The following is a 21,921-nucleotide window of genomic DNA, read 5'->3' on the forward strand; positions in this document are numbered from 1 at the left end:
TGCCATATACAGGGCAGATACGAAACTGCCGCCGCTCCCCTGTCGGAAGCGGCGGCAGTTCTACATGTCATGTAAGAAGGCGGCTAGACGAGCACCGCGGTAATGACCACGCGGGTACCCTTCGGCTCATTAGCCTCCCAGCGAATCGAGCCGTTCAGCTCGCTCGCCACCAGGGTACGCACAATCTGCATGCCCAGGCCTTCCTTGCCGGTCACCGGGCGGTAGGCGTTCGGGCCGGACTCTTCAATCTTCTTATCGCCCATACCCTTACCGTCATCGGTAATTACGACGGTGAGGATGTTCTCGCCCTCATCATTGGTGCCGCGAATACCTTCGAGGGTCACGGTGCCGGTCTCGCCGTCTAGGCCGTGCTCCACAGCGTTCGCGACGACCTCGTTAATGACCAGCGCCAGAGGGGTAGCGAACTGGCTCGGCAAAGAACCGAAGGAGCCAATCAGCTTAGTGGACACGTGCTGGCCGGGCGACGCCAGCTCAGCTGCCAAGTGGAACTGACGCTCAATCAGCTCGTCAAAGTCAACATTCTGAGTCAGACCCTGCGAGAGCGCCTCGTGCACGGTCGCAATGGTTGCCACGCGGCGCATCGCCTGCTCAAGGCCCTGACGAGCCTCGTCCGTGGTCATGCGGCGCGACTGCAGGCGCAGCAGAGCGGACACAGTCTGCAGGTTGTTCTTCACACGGTGGTGAATTTCGCGAATGGTCGCATCCTTGGTCATGAGCTCCAACTCGCGGCGGCGCAACTCGGTCACGTCACGGCAGAGAATCACGGCGCCCTCACGCTCGATGCGGGCACGCCTCTGCGCCAGCAGCGGGATGGAACGCATCGTGACGCGGGCGCGGGCGATGACCAGTTCGGTGCGCAGGTCGCTGCGTCCGGCAAGGACGAGCTGCAGGGTTTCGTCTGCCTGTTCGCCGGCAGGAAGCATAGCGCGGGTGACGTCGGCGAGGTTCCGCTTTTCGAGGTAACCGCTCAGCCCCATGCGGTTGTACATGGAGTTCGCGTTCGGGGACGCAACGACCACGCGGCCGGCGCGGTCGAGCACAATAATGCCGTCAATTACGCGGGGGTTGCCCTGGGTGTTGTTTCCCTGGGCGAGGGGGTCGGGCCACAGGCCGGAGTGCACCATGGAAAGCATGGTGTCGGCGGCAAATTCGTAGACCTCGTCACTGATGGAGGGGTAGCCGTTGGGGGTGGCAATCTTGTGGCTGGTCAGTAGTGCAATGGTGCGGTTGTTACGCACGATGGGCACGAAGGTTACGTGTACGCGCGGGCGGGCACCAACACCTTCACCGCTTCCTTCGTCGGTGTAGGTGCTGATGTTCTGGTCAATCCAGACGCGGTATGCCTCGTCGCGGATTCCGTCTTCCATTTCCTGCTCAATGATGTCGTGGTGGAAGAGAGTTCGGACGTTGGAGGGGCGCACGTGCGCGAAGGCACGGAAAGTACTGGTTTCGCTGGGGCCAGATACGGCATCCGGGGAGCTGCCGTCGGCAACAACGTAGTCGGTGGGGAACCATAGAACCAGGTCACTCTGGGCGATGTCAGAGATGACCTGCCATTCACCCATGATGAGGTGAACGCGTTCAGTGTCGCCAGGACCGAAGTCGCAGGCGCTCATAATTCCTTCTGCAAAAGACATATGTTTGTGTGCTTCCCATGAGTTCGGGTAGATTCAACCATTTTACGGGTTTGGTCGTCGTGAGTCCCATTCAAACGACAATACGTGGAATAGTTTACAGAGCATTTCTTGAAGCACGCTTTTATTCCCAAATATGACGCAGAGAGATGAGATGCACCCCTCAGTTTGATAGTGAGACATTCGCACCACGACCCTGCCTTGGCCCCGGGTGAAGATGCAGAAAACCCGGCCTATCGACGCTCCTCGTTCCGAGAGGAATACCGATAAGCCGGGCCTTTAGCAAGCGCTAGTTTTAGCTGACTGATTTACGCGCCGGAACTGAAGTTAAGCGCCGGGGCGTACCGCGTACATGCCCTCGAGCATCGCTTCGAAGGACTGCACGACCGCGTGGCGGGGCGCCACCTCCAGCAGCGCTTCACCATTGCGGCGCAGACGGTCCATGACCTTACGCTCGTACGGAATCACGCCGGTGAGCGGCACCGACAGGTAGCGTGCCCAGTTATCGCGCATCTTCGCCTCCGGGTTGAATCCGGCGGCTTCGCGGCGGCTGCGGTTGAGCCAGTACTGCACATCCGTTTGGGGTGCGAACAGGTCCGGGCGCGACTGCACCTCGCGGGCGAGGTTAATCAGACGCGGCAGCCCGATAACGTCCGCTTCACCGAGCGCAATCACGCGGTCGGAATAGGCGAGCGCGGTGAGGGTCGCGGCGTTACGGCGCGGCGCCGGGCCGTCAAAGGTCAGCTCCTCGTCCACCTCAATGGGTGCGGCAACATCGCAAATGACCAGGTCGTATCGGTGCTTGAGCCATTCGAGGACCTCCGCGAAAGCGCGGGCGCGAACCTCCGGCCAACGCGAGGAGGAGGTGATGCCGCTCAAGAAGTCGAAGGTGCCGTTTTTGAGGGGCACACGCTCCATGATGGCGCCGGCTTTTTTCTCGTCGAGCTGGGCGCGGTCGGCGTCCGAGCAGAGAATCGCCAAGCCGGATCCGGTGTCCTCGAGAGCCATAAGCGCATCCAGGCTGGGCGCGTACGTATCCGCGTCGATGAGGCAGACCTGTTGCCCCTGCTGTGCCGCGAGGGCTGCGAGGTTGAAGGCAATGGTGCTTCGACCGGGCGCGCCGTGGGTACCCCAGACGGTCACGATCTTGCCGAGGCGGTGGCCCGGCTGGTAACGGGAGGGTGCGGCGGGATCCTGGTTGATGTCCGGGTGCTGCGGCAGGGTGCCGTCGTTGTTTTCGTTCTGCAGGTGCAGGGCGTAGTCGCTGCCGGGTGCGAAAGAATCGACGATGGCGGCGGCCTGACTGAGCACGGATTCCTCATTGCTGGGGGCGGTCGAGGAGGCTTCCGCCGGCTCAGGCGCACCGGGTGCCGGGGCGGCCGGTGCTGCGGGGTCGATTCCGTAGCTTCCGTAGTCGGCGCCGTAGGGCGCGCCGGCGTTTACAGCAGTACCCGCGGCGGGGTCGTAGCCGTAGCCGCCCGCCCCATAGCCAGTTGCGCCGTTATCGTAACCGTAACCGCTGTCGTAGCCGTAGCCTGCATCGTAGCCGTACCCGGCATCCTGCCCGTAGGCAGCCTCCGGGCGGTGCGCAACGGGCGGCGCGGGCACCTGGTTCGGGGTCTGCGAGGGAATGCCGTAGCCTACGGCGGGTCGGGCGAGCGCCGCATCCACCGCCTGTTCGAGCGAGCCCAGAATCTCTTCGAGGGTAGCTTCGGGGCGGATGCGGTGTGCCTGCGTGGGCAGGGGCAGGTTGTCCGGGGCGATAACCGCCAGGAGCACTTCGGAGGCGGCGAGCGCATCCACAGTGGAGGCGCTCATTTCTGCGGGCACGTGCACGCAGAGCAGCACGCGGGCGATGCCGGTGTGCGCCATGCCGACGGCTTCGCTGAAGTCCTGCACGGTGCGCGCCACGGAGACGCGGCCGCGCTGGGATTCGATGCGGTTCAGGAGCGAGCCGTCATCGCCGTAGAGGATGACGGGGATGTTCACTGACCCTCCCCGTAGGTGCCGGGGATGAGGCTGATCTTGGAGTCGCTATTGCTTTCCTTGACGAGGGCGGCGAGGGCTTCTTCCTTGACCCACAGCTGCACGGTTGCCTTGCCGTTGGCGCCGAGCACGCCCTCGTCGACCGTTACGGCGACGATTTCTGCGTTGGTGACGATGGCGCGGGCGCCGTTTTCGGTGCGGTTATCGCTCTTAGAGTCGGGGTTGCGCGGGCCGGAGGTCCACACGTCCACGCGCTCGCCCGCCTTCAGTGCGGAGGCTGCGGTGCGGTCAATGCTGACGGTTGCGAGGCGGCGGCCCGGGGAGGTTTCGGTGCCTACGGATTCCTTGCTGATGAGGTTGCCGGCGGGGATGCGCTGAATCGCGATTTTGCCGTTCATCTGGGCGGCGTCGGCGCGGGTGAAGTACTTGTCCTTGGCGGAGTCGATGTTCGCTTCGACTCGGGCTAGTTTGTCTTCGGTGATCTTCTCACCGAGGCGGATCTCGCTTTTGGCGGTGTAGTACTCGGTTTTGCTGTTGTTTGCCTGCACGTAGAGCTGCACGCCGGTGATGGAGACGAGCACGAGCAGCACACCGAGGATGAATCGCCAGTCCTTGACGGTGGGCCTTTTGAGGCGTTTGGCGTGGGGCTCGGTGAGGGTGGAACGCTTCGTCGCGTTCTGTCGTATGCGCATGATGTGGTTGTGCCTTTCGGTGCGGAAGCCGGCGGTGATTCCGGGTGTTGTTCAACTGACCGATGAGCGAGTGGTGTGTGTTCGTTAGTGCTTTGGTTGGTTCTGACACTAACCCTAACAGCATATTTCATTTAGTACTCTCTCTCAACAAGAGTCGTGTTTATGAAATATTTTTGAGTCTTGCCCCTTTTGAAGGGGTGATTAGATAACTTTTCAGCTCATATAAGGCTTTTTGTGAGCAAATTTCACGGTGATGGCATATACTGAAAGTACTCAATAGATGTTCTGTATGGACTCTATGTAAAAGGCCACTAACGGTGGCTAAGGGGCCCAGGATTTCACTCACGGAAAGGAACAATTCGATGACTGCACCTCGTTTCCTCACTCTGAGCGACGTTGCCGAGGAGCTGCAGGTTTCGCTTTCGCAGGTACGTGCTCTGGTGCGTAGCGGCGAACTTCCCGCCATCCAGATTGGTGGGCGTAACCAGTGGCGTATTGAACGCTCTCGTTTTGAAGAGTACATTACCGAGCGCCACGAGCAGACTCTGGAGGCAATTGCTTCCGGCAAGCTCACTGCAAAGGCTAAGGCTGAGTAGTATTCGACATGCACCTCGCGGGCGTAACGCTCGAGTGGTTTCAGAAAGGTCCGCTCCTCTCGCATGAGAGGGGCGGACCTTTTTGTATGTATTTATGCTTTGATGCGGGTGTTTATGCTTGTCGGGTAGGACATTACACTAAGGCCCTTTCCGACGGCATCACCCGCTATTTGTCGCATATTTTTAGCGTGAAATGCGGGCAATCACCGCGCTGACGCGAGCCAGCGGAATGGTGCGCACGCCGGCGCCGCGAGGTGCACGGGAGTAGCCGGAGGCACCCTGACCGTAACCAGCCTGCCCATAACCACCCTGACCATAGGTTCCCTGCGCCCTGTAGGCTGCACGCGCGTACTGGTCGCGTTCATAGATGCGCGGGTACTGGCCGCCGTTGAGCAGGCGCAGTTCAAGGAAGTCGGCACCGACTCGCTCGATCACGCCGTCGTAGCTGACGGTGCCACCCTCGAGGGAGAGGCGGACGGGTTCGCGCGCCATGGCGAGGGAGCGGAGGGCGAGCTGAATTTTCATGCGGTAGCGTTCGGGGCGAATATCGGCGCGCCCAGGCGCGATGCCACCTTCCCACCAGAGCATTCCGCGCAGGGGGATGATGATGTTCTCGCCGCGCGCTTCGATGCTGACCCATTCTTCGCCAACCATTTCGAGTTTGCCTTCGTAGGTTTGCATGTCGGTGGCGCAGATGCGGATGGGGCCGCCGACCTGCGCGAGGAGGCGGTCGTCGAGGGTGATGGTGGAGTACTGGACGCGGGCGACTTGGCGGGCGTCCTGTTCCATATCCCAGGCGCGTTCGGAGGCGAGGCGCGCCTCAATGTCTCGTAGGAACTTTTCCATGCTCATACTATGACCCTACCCGAGTAGCGGGTGCGGATACGAACCGGGGCGTTTTTCTGGCCGAATGATGCTTCTTGAGCTTAATTTTTGAAGCAAATTCCACCAAATTATATGTTTTTTATGCATTTTGATACGTTTTGCTTCATTTTTGGCACGTCTTCCTGTATAAATGAAACAACACCAAAAGCTATCAAACATACAATTTGGAGGTCATCGTGGACCAATTTTCCACCCCGGGATCAGCCCCCGCAGCCTTCGCTTCACGCCCTGCCACCTTCGCCTCACACTCCGCAGTCTCACACTCCGTAGCCGCGCCTCGTACTGTCAGTGCAGAGGTAGCCGCTGGCGGCGGCTCTGCGTCCGGCACCGGCTCTGCAATCGGGCCCGGCGCTAAGGCAAGCTACCAGGACGCGTTGCTCTTCATCGCCCCTCCTCTGCTTTCCGCGGCGGTCTTGGGCGCGTTGAGCGTGAACCTGCACCGCATCCCCTCGGCACACCCGCTGACAGATGCTTCGCTGCTCTGCGCTGGTGCGGTAGCAGCCCTCATTACCGCCTGGTGGTTCATCAGTTTTATCTACGCTCTCTTCTACGCTTGGTCTTTGCGCGTTTCGAGCCACAACGCTGACCGCGCGGTGCTGAAGGTTCCGGCGTTTTTCCGTCCGCGTTTTATGCGCCGCATCGTTCTGACGCTTGGCGGCACGGCTCTTGGAGTGGGCGCGGTCTTGGCTCCCGCGCAGGCTACGGTGGTTACGCCCAGCAACGCCGGGGTAAACGGCACGGAGGGCATGCCGCAAACGACCATTTCGGCGGTCATAACCACAGATTCAATGGGTACCGCGACTGCAGAGGTCAGCCCAGCCACCGTCTCAGATGCGGAGCCCGCCAGTACCACCACGGACAGCATCACCCCGGAAGCCGCCTCCGCTCCCCTGACCCTCTCTGCAGAGATTCCCGATATTCCGCTGGCTCCTCAGCCCACGGAGGCGGCAGGCTCGCTGCAGGATCGCAGCCCGTTCTTCTCCCCACCCCGCGCTGAGGCGGGCACCTACTCCTACACGGTCCAGGCGGGCGATACGCTCTGGTCTATTGCCGCCGAGCAGTTGGGTGAAGGCACCGACGCCTCCACCATTTACGACTACACTCTCGATATTTACGAGGCGAATAAGGACGCTCTGGGTCAGAACGCCGAGCTGCTCTACGAGGGGCAGGTTCTACAGATCCCCGAACAGCCCGTTCACTAACCTCACCCGCGTCTTCCACCCCATTCCGCCTCATCCCAACAGTCTTTCGTTCGCTCGACTCACCTCACATACCCCTGCACCGAAAGGAGCCGTCATGAGCTTCTCCAACCTTCTCCCCCGTTCCCCGTGGACCCCGCCGCATCAGCCTGCCTCCCGCGACAACCAGCCTGCCAGCCCGTATTCAAAGCGTCAGGCGGCTCGCACCTCCCAGCCGGTGGCTCAGTCGGTGCCCCAGCCCGCGAGTGCCGAGCAGGTCGCTCCGCTACCGGAGCAGGGGCAGGGCACGATGGCTCTGGTGCAGAGGCGGAACAGCGCGTCGGTCTATTCGCTGTTGCCGCTGCCGCGTTATGAGCAGCATTCGGCGCAACGCCCGAAGGTAGTGAAGAGGGGCCGCCCGCTGCGTCCTGCGGATGCATTGGCTCGCCAGTTGGAGGGTCGTTGCGCGGGTGTGGCGATTGCTTACCTGGAGATCATGTCGGCTCGTCGTTCGCGTCAGCAGCTGGCGCAGTGGGTGTCAGCAGATTGTTTCCACCGTCTGCTACCGTTCTTCCCCAAAAATCCGCGTCAGGTGCGCAAGGAGATGCTGTTGACTCTTCCGCCGGTTCTGCTGCGGGTGCGAGCGCAGAAGGTGCACGAGGAGCTTTACGAGGCGGTGGCGCTATTGCGTTGTGCGGATAAGGTTCGCGTGGTGACCATGCAGATGCGGCTGATTCACGGCATGTGGCTGATTACCTCCATCGAGCAGCCGCAGAGCCGCTTGGACGAAGACTAAGGCTTCCCCGGCTTCCCCTACAAAACACACAGACAAACAGAGAGGGTGCGAATCCGGTATTGGATTCGCACCCTCTCTGTTGCGTCTATAGCGTTTTCGGGTTTACGCCGGGTTTACACCGAGGCTAGCTCTCCTTGGTGCGCTCAACGTGAACCTGCTCGTGACCGTCCTCATCGGGGGCGGAGTACTGCAGGAACTTCGGGCGCGAAGGCTCAGCCAGGCGCACGGCAGAAGCCTGAGTACGCTGCTTGGACAGGTCCAGGTTGAACAGGTAGGTCACGGTCTCTTCACGGACCGCACCGAGCATCGACTGGTACATGTCGTAGCCTTCACGCTGGTACTCGACCAGCGGGTCACGCTGAGCCATTGCACGCAGACCGATACCTTCCTTGAGGTATTCCATCTCGTACAGGTGCTCGGGCCAGCGCTCACCAATGACGGACAGCATGACGCGGCGTTCAATTTCGCGCATGCTCTCTTCGCCGACGCTCTTTTCACGCTCCTCGTAGATGAGGTGTGCGTCCGCCAAAACTTCCTTCACGATCTGGTCGCGAGTGATCTTGGTGCGGTCGCCGGCGTCCTCTGCCAGGTCGTCCACGGTGATGGAGATGGGGTACACCTGCTTGAGGGCGCTCCAGAGCTCGTCGAAGTCCCAGTCCTCGGCGTGGCCTTCAGAGACGCGGGCGTCAATGATGGTGGTCAGCACCTCGTCCACGAAGCCGGAAATCTGTTCCTTCAGGTCGTCACCGTGCAGGATGCGACCGCGGTCCTTGTAAATCGCTTCACGCTGGCGGTTGAGCACGTCGTCATACTTGAGCACGTTCTTACGCTGCTCAGCGTTACGGCCCTCAACGTTTGCCTGTGCGGTAGCGATAGCGCGGCTAACGATCTTGGAGTCCAGTGCGGAGTCCTCGGGGGCTGCCGCCATGAGGCGGGTCGCCATGCCGGTGTTGAACAGGCGCATCAGTTCGTCGGTCAGCGACAGGTAGAAGCGGGACTCGCCCGGGTCACCCTGGCGGCCGGAACGACCGCGCAGCTGGTTGTCGATACGGCGGGACTCGTGACGCTCAGTGCCGAGCACGTACAGGCCACCGAGCTTGGTGACTTCATCATGCTCTTCTTTAGCGGCGTCTTCGCAGGCCTTCAGAACCTCGGGCCAGCGTGCCTCGTACTCTTCGGAGTTGGTGTTCGGGTCCAGGCCGAGCTCACGCATCTTCTCGACGGCCTCAAATTCGGGGTTACCGCCGAGCATGATGTCGGTACCGCGACCAGCCATGTTGGTTGCCACGGTGACGGCACCCTTACGGCCCGCCTGCGCAACAATAGCAGCCTCACGCTCGTTGTTCTTTGCGTTCAGCACCTCGTGGCGCACGCCTGCCTTCGCCAGCTGGCGAGAAAGGTATTCGGAGTTCTCCACGCTTGCGGTACCGACCAGAATCGGCTGGCCCTTCTCGTGGCGTTCCTTAATGTCCTTGACGACCGCCTTAAACTTGGCGATTTCGTCGCGGTACACCTTATCGGGGTTGTCGATGCGCTGCACACCCTTGTTGGTGGGGATGGGCACCACACCAAGCTCGTAGGTGTTCATGAACTCTGCCGCTTCGGTTTCCGCGGTACCGGTCATACCGGACAGCTTGTCGTACATGCGGAAGTAGTTCTGCAGGGTCACGGTCGCCATGGTCTGGTTCTCAGGCTTGATTTCGACGCCTTCCTTCGCCTCAATCGCCTGGTGGATGCCGTCGTTGTAGCGGCGGCCCGGCAGAATACGACCGGTGTGCTCGTCAACAATCAGGACCTCGCCGTCAATGACCACGTAGTCCTTGTTGTTGGTGAACAGCTCCTTCGCCTTGATGGAGTTGTTCAGGAAGCCAATGAGCGGGGTGTTCTTGGATTCGTAGAGGTTCTTCACACCCAGGTGGTCTTCCACCTTATCAATGCCGGATTCGAGGATGCCGACGGTGCGCTTCTTCTCGTCTACTTCGTAGTCTTCACCGCGCTTGAGCAGGGTTGCGGCAATGCGCGCGAACTCTGCGTACCAGCGGTTCGCCTCACCGGCTGCGGGGCCGGAAATGATCAGAGGGGTACGTGCCTCATCGATCAGGATGGAGTCCACCTCATCGATAATGGCGAAGTTGTGGCCGCGCTGAACCTGCTCCTCCACGGTCCACGCCATGTTGTCGCGCAGGTAGTCGAAGCCGAACTCGTTGTTCGTGCCGTAGGTGATGTCTGCGGCGTACTGCTTACGACGCTCGTCCGGCTCCATGGAGGACAGAATCACACCGCACTCCATGCCGAGGAATCGGAACACGCGACCCATGAGGTTCGCCTGGTACTCAGCCAGGTAGTCGTTCACGGTCACAATGTGCACACCCTTGCCGCTCAGGGCGTTCAGGTATGCGGGCAGGGTGGCGACGAGGGTCTTACCCTCACCGGTCTTCATTTCGGCAATGTTGCCCAGGTGCAGTGCAGCGCCACCCATGAGCTGCACGTCGTAGTGGCGCTTGCCCAGGGTGCGCTTGGACGCTTCGCGAACCACCGCGAAGGCCTCCGGCAGCAGAATATCGAGGGATTCGCCGTCCTTGACGCGCTCGCGGAACTTGTCGGTCTCTGCTCGCAGTTCCTCATCGGTCATCGATGCGAAGCTGTCCTCGAGCGAGTTCACCGCCTTAGTGTACGCTTCGAGCTGTCGCAGAACCCTCTTATCGCCGGTTCGGAGGATTTTCTCCAAGAAAGATGCCACTGAGCTTCTACTCCTTGTTTGTTTCGGTACCCTCACCAAGGGCGCGCGAAAGTGCGCGCGGTGAGGCCTTCCTACATATTGTATGGCAGAGCCGCCTAATTCGCCCGTCCGAGCTCTTTTTTACGCTGTGCGCCCACGAGGTGACATTTGGTGACACTCGAATCTTTCACCTTCCGCTTGAGGCAGAGCCGCTCCATCCGGCTGAAGGAACGTCTAAAGAAACAGATGTGTGGAGGGCAAAGAAAAACCCGGGGGCCTGGAGAAACACGGTGTGTGTTCCCAGACCGCCCGGGTCTTGAGCCTGCTTGCTGAGCTGTAGACCCCAGTGCTATAGGCCCCAGGGGGCTTACGCCTCAGCAGTCAGCAGGTACGTTAGTTTTACTCGTTGTCCAGAGTAATGATGCCGTAGCTCCAACCCTTACGGCGGTATGCCGCAGCCGGCGCGCCGGTCTCGCTGTCAATGTACAGGTAGAAGTCGTGGCCGACCAGTTCCATACGGTCAACAGCTTCTGCGGGAGTCAGACGCTCACCCTTGAAGCTCTTGTGGCGAATCTCGATGGGAGATGCGGCTTCGTCGGCGAGGGTGACCTCGCTGTTGTCGAATGCTGCTTCTTCAACCGGAACATCCGGCAGCAGAATCTCGGTAATTGCTTCGGTAACCACGGGAATCGAGCCGGTAGCGTCCGCCACGGAGACGGGGTGCTTGCCACCGCGCTTGTGCAGCTTGCGGCGGTCACGTGCACGGCGCAGACGCTCCAGGAGCTTGCCGTAGGTTTCATCGAAGACCGCGAACTTGTCGTGACCCTGGGCTTCGGAACGGAGGACAGGGCCGGTACCAACAACGGTAATCTCAACGCGGATGGACTCGCCACCCAGGTGACCGTCCTTGCTGAACTTGACGTCGATGTCCTTCACGTTATCGCCGAGCTGCGCGAACTTCTGAACCTTGTCGTTCACGTATTCTTCCAGGCGTTCGGTGACCTTGATATTGCGGCCGTAGATGTTGACTTCCACGATCATTCCCTCCAGGTTGGGGGCTTATACCGCGTCCGGTTGGACCCGGTACGGGGGTTCGACTCCAATGCCGTTCCCTTGTATTTATTCTAGTACGAAACATGGTTTATATCACTAGATATGACAAATATTTAGCCCAAATAATAGCTATTCGTCGGTCTGTGAACTTTAACAGCTAAAAATCGTGTATCTCTTGCAACTAACTGCAGGAAACGCTATATCTGAGCTTTTTTCGGTACCGCCGCCACAGCGCACACGCCCAGCACCCGCGAACCTGATTCCTGCAGCACGCGCACCATCTCGGAGGCAGTCGCACCGGTAGTCACCACATCATCACAAATAACGCTGAGCCGCCCCGCGCACAGGGCGGGTTCCATGACGCGCAAAGCACCGTGCATGCGTTCGGCACGACCCACAGCGCCCAGGCCCTTCTGCTCGTTCTGCGCACCGGAAATCGTATCAGAAATAATGGAAGCGCCGCTCCCCCGCCGCCTGCGAGGAGCGTACCCGATAACGTCCACAGCGCGCACCCGCACCGAGGCGGGCAGACGCTTATTAAGCTGACGCACCGCCTCCTGCACCAAAAGATTCGCCGGCGCATAGCCGCGGCGGCGCACGCTCTGGGCAGAGGACGGCGCCGGAATCAGCAGAACCTCAACCGGTGCGGCGGAGGTGCCCACAGAAGAGATAGAAGACCCCGGTACGCTCTGAAGCTCAACCCGATGCGCCCGAAGAAGCTCATACACGCTACGCGCCAAACCCTCTCCCAACAGGGGCAGCAGGTCGGTACGGCCCGCATTCTTCAACGCCAACAGGGCACGCGGCATGATCCCCTCATAACGGGATGCCGCACGCACTTCAGGAACCACCGCGCCATCAAGAGGTTGCAGAACCTGCACTCGCTCCACACGCGCCAACGCCGAATGCAGCTGCGGCAGGCAGCTTTCACACAGCGGTGAGCCGGCACCGTACGCCACCGGCACCGCACAGCACGGGCAGGTACGCGGCATCAGCACCTCACCCAAAGACCCGCCGGCGCTTTTGAGAGCGCCCGCAAGCCCGGCCAGAGACTTGCTCCAGGACCCATTCACGGAATCGTTCAAACCACGCTGTACTGAACTCACCGAAAGCACCCTTTCCTCGCTCGCGCCTACCCGAGGCTAACCGGCGTAACTAATCTCGTGCAGGGTCGTGTCCAGGCGAATCCAGCCGCGCTCCTCCATCAGGTAGCACGAACCGTCAGAACGGTGAGCAATAATATTCGACGTATTATCCGCCGTCGAAATGGTCATCACACCATCCAAACGGTCCAGCTTCGTCTCTTCACCGCTGAGGGAAATCACCTCAGACTCACCATTCTTCACGTTCACCACCACGACGCTCTGGTCGCCAGCCCAACGGGCATTACGCGGAGTCACAGAAGAGCTCAGACGCACCATCTCCGTCAGACGCAGAGGCTTACCGGCATCATCACGCACAATACCGGAAATAATCACAGCCGACGCACCCTCAGTAGAGGCCACAATCGCCATGCGGGCACCATCGTGTGAAACGTTCACGCTCGTAAAGCTCAAATTACGCTGCCAGGACAGACCAATATCAACACCGCGCTCACGCTCGGTTGCATCCTCAGAATCCGGTTTGAAGGCACGAACAATACCCTCACCATCGGCTGCCCACACCCAACCGTACGCATCAAAGCTCGGAGCAGTCAGAGCGGTACTCTGCCACACGCGGCGGGCTGTACCCTGATACACCGTGTACAGGCTCGCGGCATCATTCGCCAAGCAGGCGTAAACATCCGCAGTGTAGCCCATCGCCGGGGAGCTCAACTGGCTCACGCCACGCAGAAGCAACTGCTCACCCGCGTTGCTCATATAATCATCACGCGCCACCATCTGGCCGTTCGAATTAATAGCAACCGTGCGGGCAGGAACACCCGGGTTTAGCTTCACCGCAGAAAAGCCGCTCGGTGTATTCTCAGGAATCAAAGTTCCGTTGTAGAACACCTCAGTCTTGCCCAGACCGGAGAAGTTCTCCAAACCGTGCATGATTTGCTCACGCACACGCGCCAAACGGTTATCGTCCAGGTGCTCACCCGAAAGACGAACCAGCACATCCTGGTTATCGCTCATGTTAGCGGTCTCAAGGCTCATCGACTCGTTCAACGCCGAGAACGCAACATCCTTCAAATAGGACGCCGGGCCAGCCATCAGCGTACGCACCAGCAACTCAAAATAGCGGTCCGTATGCGGGAACCAACGGATATCCGGCACAGCATAACGGAACGCACGATCGTAGAAGTACAGGCGGCACGGGCTAAACACGCGCTCAAACTCGGCACCATCCAGCCACAGACCATCCGGGCAGGAGCTAATACGCCACTGGTTATCTTCCATAACCATGGTGAAGTCCTGAGTCTCAGTCTGAGCCTCCGGGAAGGTGCTCGTAATACCCTGACTATTCACAGTCGCCGTCTGCTGGAAACGCACATGGTAGGTACCCTCGGCAGCTCCACTATCGTCACTGCGAGGCTGCACCGTATTACGGTACACGCGAGTCGTACCCATAGGATTCCAACGGCGCGCAAAAGAAGAACTCAAATACTGGCGCGCCACAGCATAATTCTCGATGCTATCCACACCAGCACGCACGAAGCCCTCAATAATCGCCTCGGGGGTGGCACCCGCCAGGGGTCCCGGCGCACGCGCCGGAGAAGTATTCACACTCTTCACGTCCAGACCGCTGCTGTGCTGAGTCACTCGATCGTTCGAAGGAAGACCCGCGCAAGAGCTCACGAGCGTCGCCAAAGACACCGCACCCCACGACAGCGCGGCGCGTCGAGAAACAATAGCCCTGTGAGCCATGGAGGTCTTAACCTTCCTCTACGAACAAAGACAAACAATCACCAACTACCGTTGCAGGTCATCGCAACACGGTGAAAAGATAACCACGGCGAAATAGCAACACCGTGAAAATATATCTGCATTGATTGTACTGGGTGAACAGTGCAAATACGCAAGGATAAGCGCAAATACAATCACACCCATCCCAATCCTCGGCCCCAATCCCCCGCTCTATGACAGATGCTTTAGGCAGGAACCGGAGCCCTCTCCTACCGGCCTTTAGACGGCATCCTCAATATTCGCTCGAGGAGCAATATTGGGCAGCGTATCCTTCGCGGTCGCCGAACGATGCGCACTCACCTCAGGCTCACCCGTCACCAAAACCGGCGACTCACCCAAAGGCGCACCGTGAATCAGCGGCAGGTTCATCGTGAAGCAGGCACCGCGGCCCTTCTCGCCCCACGCCTCAATCGTGCCGCCGTGCAGACGCACATCCTCAGCAGCAATCGACAGACCCAGACCCGTACCGCCCAGGGTGCGCTTACGGGAAGTATCAGCACGCCAGAAACGGTTGAACACCTGAACAGCCTCATCCTCAGACAGACCGATACCGTGGTCACGCACCGCAACACCCAGGTTCGTGGCATTCGCACCCACGTACACGTCAATCGGGCGGGACTCGCCGTGCTCAATCGCGTTGTACAGCAGGTTACGGAGCACACGCTCAATACGCACGCGGTCCATATCAACCATGATGCTCTCATGGCTCGTATGCACGTTCAGCTTCGTGTTCGTGCGTTCCAGGTGCGGCAGAGCCTCCTGCAGAATATTCGACAGCACACGCATGAAGTCTTCGGTGTCGATGGTCAGCATTGCGCTACCGGCATCGAAACGAGAAATCTCCAGCAGGTCAGAAAGCATCGACTGGAAACGATCCACCTGATCGTGCAGAAGCTCCACGGTGCGGCTCTGCGTGCGCTCCATCTCGTTACGCGTATCGTACAGAAGCTCCGTACCCAGACGAACCGTCGACAACGGGGTACGCAACTCGTGCGAAACATCAGAAACGAATCGCTGCTGCAGAGTCGACAGGCGCTCCAGCTGAACAATTTTCTCCTGCAGCGAGTCAGCCATCAGGTTGAAGGAATAGCCCAGACGCGCCGCCTGATGCTCACCGTGTACAGACACACGCTGATCCAGGTCGCCAGCAGCCAGCTTCTCCGCCGTAATAGCGGTCTGCGTAATCGGGCGGACCACAAAACGAGTCACGATCCACACCACAGAAAGCACCACAGTAAGCAGTGCGCAGAAACCACCAAAAAGAACAAAGTTAATATGCGCAATCGTGGCGGAAGAATCCGTCATATCGTACACAAGGAACAAACCGTAATTAGGGTTCTGTGCAATAGAAATATGTGTACCAACAATAAGCACCGGATAGGTACGCTCACGATTATTTTCGACAGTAGTCACCGTAGACGTCTGCCAGAAAATACCATCTTTATCGCGAACAGTTTGTTTGAAATCATTCGGAATACTCGAAGAATTCAAAGAATTATTACTGCTCTGCTCAGGAATAAAACCCTGCTTACCTTGACCTTCCAAAGGCACAAGAATCCAATTGCGCTTACCCGAGCTGCCCGCATCCAGCACGGTCAGGGTACGGCTCACATTACGGCGAATTTCGCTGTCACTACGGGCCTCAGAGGAGTCCAGCACGCTCTGAACGTTACGGAAACCACTCTCCGATTCCGCCAGCGCCTGACCCTTCTGATTCTCAAAAAGACTCGTCGCAATCTGGCTCGACAAGGACCAACCCACCATCAAGAAGCTCAGGAACATCATGATGCCCGCAGTACCCAAAGCACGGAACTGCAGAGATTCCTTCCACAGACGCTGAGCGCGCTGCATCAGGCTCCTACTACTCTGCTTTTTCGCCTTACGCGGCTTGGAAGTGCGGGTACGCGAAGAGGCGGAGGCTACCGCCTCCGCCGTCAAAGCGCCGTGCTCATGGCTCGACTTCGCAACAGACAATCAGGTTATCCCTTCGCCTATGAATAGGTTCCGATTAGCTACCGGAAGATCCCACCAGCTCGGTCGGAATCTTATAGCCAACGCCACGAACCGTCTGGATAAAACGATCTGCACCCAGCTCATCAAACTTAGCGCGCAAACGCTGGACGTGCACATTTACCAGCGAATCGCTCACATCAGTGTAACCCCAGACCATGTCCAGCAGTTCCTGACGACTCAACGCCTGACCCGGATGACGAACCAGCGCAGCCAACAGGTCAAACTCCAGAGGAGTCATCGGAACCTCAGTGCTGTGGTACTTGACGGTACGACCGTCCATATCCATGACAATATCGCCAATGGACACCACCAGCTGACGGCTCTCACGCGGACGCAAACGGGTACGGATACGCGCCAACAATTCAGCGTGTTTAAAAGGCTTAGCAATGTAATCATCAGCGCCAGCTTCAAGACCCTTAACAACATCTTCAGTGTCGCTTTTAGCGGTCAACATAATAATCGGCACATTAGAAGAACGGCGAATTTGCTGGCACACTTCAATACCGTTCATGCCAGGAAGCATCAAATCCAAAAGCACCAAATCGGGAGTGGAGCGCATAAAAGTTTCAAAAGCGCGGCCGCCATTTTCGCAAAAAACAGCGTTAAAGCCCTCTTGCGCGAGCACGAGGCCAATCATTTCCGCCAGAGCATCATCGTCATCAACCACCAAAATGGTGTGTGCGTCGCTTGCGCTCACAGTACCTCCCTAAAGAAATGTCGTAAATACTTACATAAAAAAGCTGATTCTCTAATCATACCGCGCACTCAGCCAATGCACGGGCACACTCTGTCACGCGCGCCAACGAAGCCGTCGCGTCCAGCACGCTCACCGCACCCGGGGTGGATACAGAAGGCACCGAACCCGTTTGCGGGCGCTCATCAGCCATCAAACCCAGCGCATTCAACTGCGTCGGTTCAAGACCAACCTCACGCCACAGACCATACAGTCGACGCACCTGATCAGGAACCCGCACAGAAGTCACCACCGGCAACCACAACTGAGCCTGCGCCTCCAAAAGCTGCGCCACAGGTTCCCAGGAACGAGGGTCGCTCAGCGGCGGAACCTGCAGCATGCCCGGTCCCTTCAACCGGGCACGGTCAGGATGCAACAGCAAAGCACAGGGAGCGGCACCCTCGACCTGCATAGCTTTCAACAGCGCCAAAGCGTCAAGGGCAGGACGGGGCTGGGTCAGAAGCTTCAGCTCCTGCACCGGTTTGAGCGCGGTGCCGTCCACATCCAGAATGAGCTGCAGATTGAGTTCGACAAAACGCTCCGCCACCCGACGGTACACCTGCTGATAGTAGTGAGGTTGCAGCGAAGGCAACGAACGGAAGCCACTCACCGTAGGGATAGAGCCCTCCATCAGACGCTGAAACTCCGACTCGTCCAGTTGCACCGCAATCAGCGCTTGGGGAGACTGCAGAGCCTCACGCAGAGACTCCACCCAACGCTCCAGTCCTTCCAAGAACGATTCCAGCAGGTCACGGCTCGCCCCTGCATCACTGATGGCACGCTCGCCACCGGGTAGGTAGATGCTGGCTGCGAGGGTCAGCGGACCAACCAGCTGAATCTTATACACCGCAGCGGAGCCCTCAACACCGGAGGTGAACCTCTTCTTCTGCGCGCCCACACGGTCAGCTAGAAGGTTGATATCGGAGAGCAGACGGTCCTTCGCCAAGGCAGACTCGCGCGCTCCCCTGCCGCCGCTATGCACCATGCGCCAGCCAAACGAGACACCGTCAAAGGCAAGTCCCTCGCACACCGCCAGGGTGCGTGCCAGCGGGGTAGCCCGCCAGCCCAACGCCGGCAGATGCGGCAGGAACGGCAAGTGCGGGGAACCCAGCTCACCTTCTACACGGGACATCGCCTCAGCCAGATCATCGCCGGGAAAATCACCCCGACCGCTAGCGCGCACCAGCGGACGCTCAGTAGCGAGCGTAGCAAGGTCCTGCTCGGTCAGTTCGTCGCCTTCGGGGGCACGGTACTCACCGGGCAGTAGCAGGCGCTCCGGCACCGGCTCGGTGCGGGCATTCTGGCGGGAGGAAGATTGAGGGGGCATAAACGAGTGAGGTTAAGACAGGTTAGGGAAAAGTGCGGGCGGGTCGATGCTCTGCCGCTGGACGCTCAGCACGATGGATGCTCAGCAGGGATGAGAGCGGGGCTTTTCGGAGAGGCTGAGATCTCGAAGAGGGTGAAATCTTAGAAAGTCTTAGCTTTCAGACTTTTCAGTCTCTTCGTCCTGGTCAGCGTGCTCGTTCGCGATGCGCACGTGGTGGCGAATCACCTCAGAGATGATGAAGTTCAGGAACTTCTCCGCGAATTCCGGGTCCAGGCTGGATTCCTTCGCCATGGCACGCAGGCGAGCAATCTGTGCCTCTTCACGGCCGGGGTCGCCGGCGGGCAGGTTGTGCTCAGCCTTCAGGACGCCCACGCGCTTGGTTGCCTGAAAACGCTCCGCGAGGATGTGCACCAACGCTGCATCGAAGTTGTCGATGGAGCGGCGCATGGCGAAGAGCTCCTCGTAAACCTCCGGCGCGACTTCATCGCCCATGGAGGTGGCGTGGGGGTCAAATTCGCAGGAAGTGTGTTCGGCAGTCATCGGTCTCTCCTCAGTCCGGTTGTGGTCTTCTGTGCGTTGCGCTCGAGCAGGCTGTTGCGGCAACAGCTGCGAATAGCGGGGTACGCGGCTATTCTGTGCGGCTAGTCGGCGCTGGTGGAGGCGCCAGCAGACAGGGTTTCTTGAATGTCTTCGCGGTCCAGCGAGTAGGCGCGGGCGATGGTGGACTGGCCCAGTACGCGAGTGCCTTGGTAGAGCACCATGGTCTGTCCCGGTGCCACGCCGGAGAGCGGGTCCAGTAGGCGCACTACGGTTTCCAGGCGCAGCGTGCCTTCTTCTTCAGCTTCGGGGTCGGGTGCCCAGGTCATGTACGCCTTGGCGCGGACCGGGTCAGCGTGCGCGCGCACCTGTGCGGTCACCTCGAACTCTTCGCTACGAGCGCCCAGCTGTGCGGGCTCTTCCAGGAAGCGTGCCGCCTGTTCTACGGGTACGCCCGCCCAGGTGGCGCGGATACCGCGGATTTCGTGCACGGCAAGCAGCTCGCGGGAGCCGACGATAACTTCGTTTTCCTTGGGGCGCACCTCCAGCACGAAGCGGGGCTTGCCGTCGGCGGCGGGGCGGCCCAGTGCCAGGCCCTTGCGCTGGCCTACGGTGTATGCCTGCGCGCCGGGGTGCTCGCCGAGCACCTCGCCGTGGGTGTCCTTGATGAGGCCGGGGCGCATCCTGATGTGGTCGCCCAGCCAGGCGCGGGTATCGCCTTCGGGGATGAAGCAGATGTCGTAGGAGTCCGGCTTCTTCGCCACGGAGAAGCCGCGCTCTGCCGCCTCCGCGCGTACCTGTGCCTTGGAGGGGGTGTCCGCCAGGGGGAACCAGGCGTGCTTGAGCTGTTCGTGGGTGAGCACACCGAGCACGTAGGACTGGTCCTTGGCCCAGTCGGCGGCGCGGTGCAGTTCGCGGTTGCCGTCTTCGGTGGTGATGACGCGGGCGTAGTGGCCGGTCACCACGGCGTCGAAGCCGAGTGCGAGGGCGCGTTCGAGGAGCGCGGCGAACTTGATCTTTTCGTTGCAGCGCATGCAGGGGTTGGGGGTTCGTCCGGCTTCGTATTCGGAGATGAAGTCGTCGACGACGTCTTCCTTGAAGCGTTCGGAGAAGTCCCAGACGAAGAAGGGGATGCCCAGCTGGGAGCAGACGCGGCGGGCGTCCATGGAGTCTTCGAGGGTGCAGCAGCCGCGGGAGCCGGTGCGCAGGGTGCCGGGCATGCGGGATAGGGCGAGGTGAACGCCGACTACTTCGTGTCCTGCTTCTACGGCGCGGGCTGCGGCGACTGCGGAGTCAACGCCGCCACTCATAGCTGCAAGAATTTTCACTGCCTATCCTTCTGTTGTGTTGAGCCTTTAGAAAGGTACGCCTTATTTGTGTGGGCGGACTTTTCGTTACTGTAGCTACCCATTGTACGCAGGGGCTCGGCGGGATATTGGGCAGTGCACCCTCAGCCCGCCCTCAGCGAACGCTGATATTGCAAGCTGAGGGCGGTTCGGTACCTTTTTCTGTCTTTTAGTACCAGCGGGAGGCGTCCGGCAGCTGCGAGGACAGTCCCGCCTTTGCTGCCTGTTCGTAGGCGGCGGGTAGTGCCGCGATGAGGCGCGCAATATCGGCTCCGGTGGTGGAGTGGCCGAGGGTGAATCGCTGGGCGCTGCGGGCGGTGTCTTCGTCCATTCCCATTGCCATGAGCACGTGGGAGGGGCGGGTCACCCCGGCGTTGCAGGCGGAGCCGGTGGAGCTACTGATGCCTTGCATGTCCAGCAGGAAGAGCAGGGTGTCGCCTTCTGCGTTTTCGAAGGTGAAGTGGGCGTTGCCGGGCAGTCGCTTCTGGCCGGGGTACTCTTCGGTGAGCGGGTTTTCGCCGCTCAGGTGCGCCTGCGGGATGAGCGCGCTAATTGCCGCAACGAGTTCGTTGCGTAGCGCGGCGATGCGGGCGGATTCTTTGTCAAGGTGCTGAACCGAGTGCACGGCGGCCTCTGCGAAACCTGCGATGGCGGGCGCGTCGATGGTGCCGGATCGTACGGAGCGTTCCTGGCCGCCTCCGTGTAGGACGGGGGTCATCTGCACGGCACGGGTTGCAACCAGCGCGCCGATGCCCATGGGACCACCGATTTTGTGGCCGGAGATTGCGAGGGTCGCTACCCCGCTGGCGTGGAAGTCAATGGGGATTGCGCCGAATGCCTGCACCGCGTCCGAGTGCACGGGAATACCGTATTCGGCGGCGATAGCGGCGATCTCGGGGATGGGCTGTACGGTACCGACCTCATTGTTCGCCCACATGACGGTCACGAGCGCGACGTCTTCGGGGTTCTTTTCGATGAGTTCGCGGACGGTTTGCGGGTTGACGCTACCGTGCTCGTCTACGGGGATCCATTCGAGCTGCGCGCCCTCTGCCTTTTCGAGCCATTCGCAGGTTTCTTCCACGGCGTGGTGCTCGATGGAGGAGACGAGAATTCGGGTGCGCTGCGGGTCTTCTTCGCGGCGCTTCCAGTAGATGCCCTTGACCGCGAGGTTGTCCGCCTCGGTGCCGCCGGAGGTGAAAATAACTTCGGCGGGGTCGGCTCCGACGGCGCGGGCGATGCGTTCGCGGGCGTATTCGACGGTGGCGCGGGCGTCGCGGCCTACGGCGTGCAGGGAGGAGGGGTTGCCACCGTTGCGCATCTGTTCGACCATAGCGTCGATGGCGGCGGGCAGTACGTCGGTGGTGGCGGCATGGTCGAGGTAGACGCGGCCGTTCTGACGGTTGGTTTCTGCGCTCATGGTTCCTCCTGCTGGGTTGTCGGCAGTTTTTCGCCTCACTTATTTTATCGCGCTCTATCCGCACTCTTCTAGGTGTGTTCATCTGCGGCTGGGTCGGCGA

The 21,921-nt window shown here is 60.0% G+C and carries 17 protein-coding genes; 3 read left to right on the plus strand and 14 right to left on the minus strand.

Annotation, left to right across the window (positions count from 1 at the left end; genetic code table 11):
• Positions 1-83: 83 nt before the first annotated feature.
• From AB8C10_RS07665 to AB8C10_RS07675, 3 genes are all read right to left on the minus strand, one after another.
• On the minus strand, positions 84-1,658 hold the full coding sequence (locus AB8C10_RS07665) for a sensor histidine kinase (RefSeq protein ID WP_296544901.1): 1,575 nt from the start codon (positions 1,656-1,658) through the stop codon (positions 84-86).
• Positions 1,659-1,982: 324 nt separating this feature from the next.
• Positions 1,983-3,644: a CpaE family protein gene (locus tag AB8C10_RS07670; RefSeq protein ID WP_368867382.1), complete on the minus strand. Its 1,662-nt coding sequence runs from the start codon at positions 3,642-3,644 to the stop codon at positions 1,983-1,985.
• Positions 3,641-4,333 carry an SAF domain-containing protein gene (locus AB8C10_RS07675; protein ID WP_368867383.1) on the minus strand — a complete coding sequence of 231 codons (693 nt, stop codon included), beginning with the start codon at positions 4,331-4,333 and terminating at the stop codon, positions 3,641-3,643. Before AB8C10_RS07675 ends, AB8C10_RS07670 begins: the two co-directional genes overlap by 4 nt.
• Before the next feature lie 362 nt (positions 4,334-4,695).
• Here AB8C10_RS07675 and AB8C10_RS07680 point away from each other — a divergent pair, with 362 nt between their 5' ends.
• Positions 4,696-4,929: a helix-turn-helix domain-containing protein gene (locus AB8C10_RS07680; protein WP_044150292.1), complete on the plus strand. Its 234-nt coding sequence runs from the start codon at positions 4,696-4,698 to the stop codon at positions 4,927-4,929.
• A gap of 183 nt (positions 4,930-5,112) precedes the next feature.
• On the opposite strand, the gene AB8C10_RS07685 is transcribed toward AB8C10_RS07680, so the two are convergent.
• Entirely contained in the window at positions 5,113-5,781 is a 669-nt protein-coding gene (locus AB8C10_RS07685) for a histidine kinase (protein ID WP_314066382.1), read from the minus strand.
• 209 nt (positions 5,782-5,990) lie between these two features.
• Here AB8C10_RS07685 and AB8C10_RS07690 point away from each other — a divergent pair, with 209 nt between their 5' ends.
• Together AB8C10_RS07690 and AB8C10_RS07695 are read left to right on the plus strand one after the other, a co-directional pair.
• Positions 5,991-7,016, plus strand: coding sequence for a LysM peptidoglycan-binding domain-containing protein (locus AB8C10_RS07690; protein WP_314066379.1), 1,026 nt, complete (start codon positions 5,991-5,993; stop codon positions 7,014-7,016).
• 94 nt (positions 7,017-7,110) lie between these two features.
• A complete protein-coding gene (locus tag AB8C10_RS07695; protein WP_049342198.1) occupies positions 7,111-7,788 on the plus strand; it encodes an Rv3235 family protein in 678 nt (225 codons plus the stop codon).
• A 124-nt stretch (positions 7,789-7,912) separates the two neighbouring features.
• Here AB8C10_RS07695 and secA read toward each other — a convergent pair whose 3' ends face one another.
• The 10 genes from secA to AB8C10_RS07745 all read right to left on the minus strand — a co-directional run bounded on the left by secA (position 7,913) and on the right by AB8C10_RS07745 (position 21,821).
• Positions 7,913-10,528, minus strand: coding sequence for a preprotein translocase subunit SecA (gene secA, locus AB8C10_RS07700; protein WP_368867384.1), 2,616 nt, complete (start codon positions 10,526-10,528; stop codon positions 7,913-7,915).
• A 378-nt stretch (positions 10,529-10,906) separates the two neighbouring features.
• On the minus strand, positions 10,907-11,548 hold the full coding sequence (gene hpf / locus AB8C10_RS07705) for a ribosome hibernation-promoting factor, HPF/YfiA family (protein WP_012903212.1): 642 nt from the start codon (positions 11,546-11,548) through the stop codon (positions 10,907-10,909).
• A 209-nt stretch (positions 11,549-11,757) separates the two neighbouring features.
• The gene (locus AB8C10_RS07710) at positions 11,758-12,666 is read right to left on the minus strand and encodes a ComF family protein (RefSeq protein WP_368867385.1); all 909 of its coding nucleotides are present in this window, start codon (positions 12,664-12,666) and stop codon (positions 11,758-11,760) included.
• A 36-nt stretch (positions 12,667-12,702) separates the two neighbouring features.
• Entirely contained in the window at positions 12,703-14,409 is a 1,707-nt protein-coding gene (locus tag AB8C10_RS07715; RefSeq protein WP_368867386.1) for an LpqB family beta-propeller domain-containing protein, read from the minus strand.
• A 258-nt stretch (positions 14,410-14,667) separates the two neighbouring features.
• On the minus strand, positions 14,668-16,422 hold the full coding sequence (mtrB, locus tag AB8C10_RS07720) for an MtrAB system histidine kinase MtrB (protein ID WP_368867387.1): 1,755 nt from the start codon (positions 16,420-16,422) through the stop codon (positions 14,668-14,670).
• 34 nt (positions 16,423-16,456) lie between these two features.
• A complete protein-coding gene (mtrA, locus tag AB8C10_RS07725) occupies positions 16,457-17,158 on the minus strand; it encodes an MtrAB system response regulator MtrA (protein ID WP_080974466.1) in 702 nt (233 codons plus the stop codon).
• A 55-nt stretch (positions 17,159-17,213) separates the two neighbouring features.
• Positions 17,214-18,521: a methionine synthase gene (locus AB8C10_RS07730; protein WP_368867388.1), complete on the minus strand. Its 1,308-nt coding sequence runs from the start codon at positions 18,519-18,521 to the stop codon at positions 17,214-17,216.
• A gap of 150 nt (positions 18,522-18,671) precedes the next feature.
• On the minus strand, positions 18,672-19,061 hold the full coding sequence (locus tag AB8C10_RS07735; RefSeq protein WP_044150288.1) for a chorismate mutase: 390 nt from the start codon (positions 19,059-19,061) through the stop codon (positions 18,672-18,674).
• A gap of 101 nt (positions 19,062-19,162) precedes the next feature.
• Positions 19,163-20,386 carry a tRNA 2-thiouridine(34) synthase MnmA gene (mnmA, locus tag AB8C10_RS07740; RefSeq protein ID WP_070507583.1) on the minus strand — a complete coding sequence of 408 codons (1,224 nt, stop codon included), beginning with the start codon at positions 20,384-20,386 and terminating at the stop codon, positions 19,163-19,165.
• A 187-nt stretch (positions 20,387-20,573) separates the two neighbouring features.
• Positions 20,574-21,821, minus strand: coding sequence for a cysteine desulfurase family protein (locus tag AB8C10_RS07745; RefSeq protein ID WP_303962350.1), 1,248 nt, complete (start codon positions 21,819-21,821; stop codon positions 20,574-20,576).
• Between the last annotated feature and the right edge of the window lie 100 nt (positions 21,822-21,921).

This window comes from Rothia mucilaginosa, from assembly GCF_964210535.1.
Classification (GTDB): Bacteria; Actinomycetota; Actinomycetes; order Actinomycetales; family Micrococcaceae; genus Rothia; species Rothia mucilaginosa_F.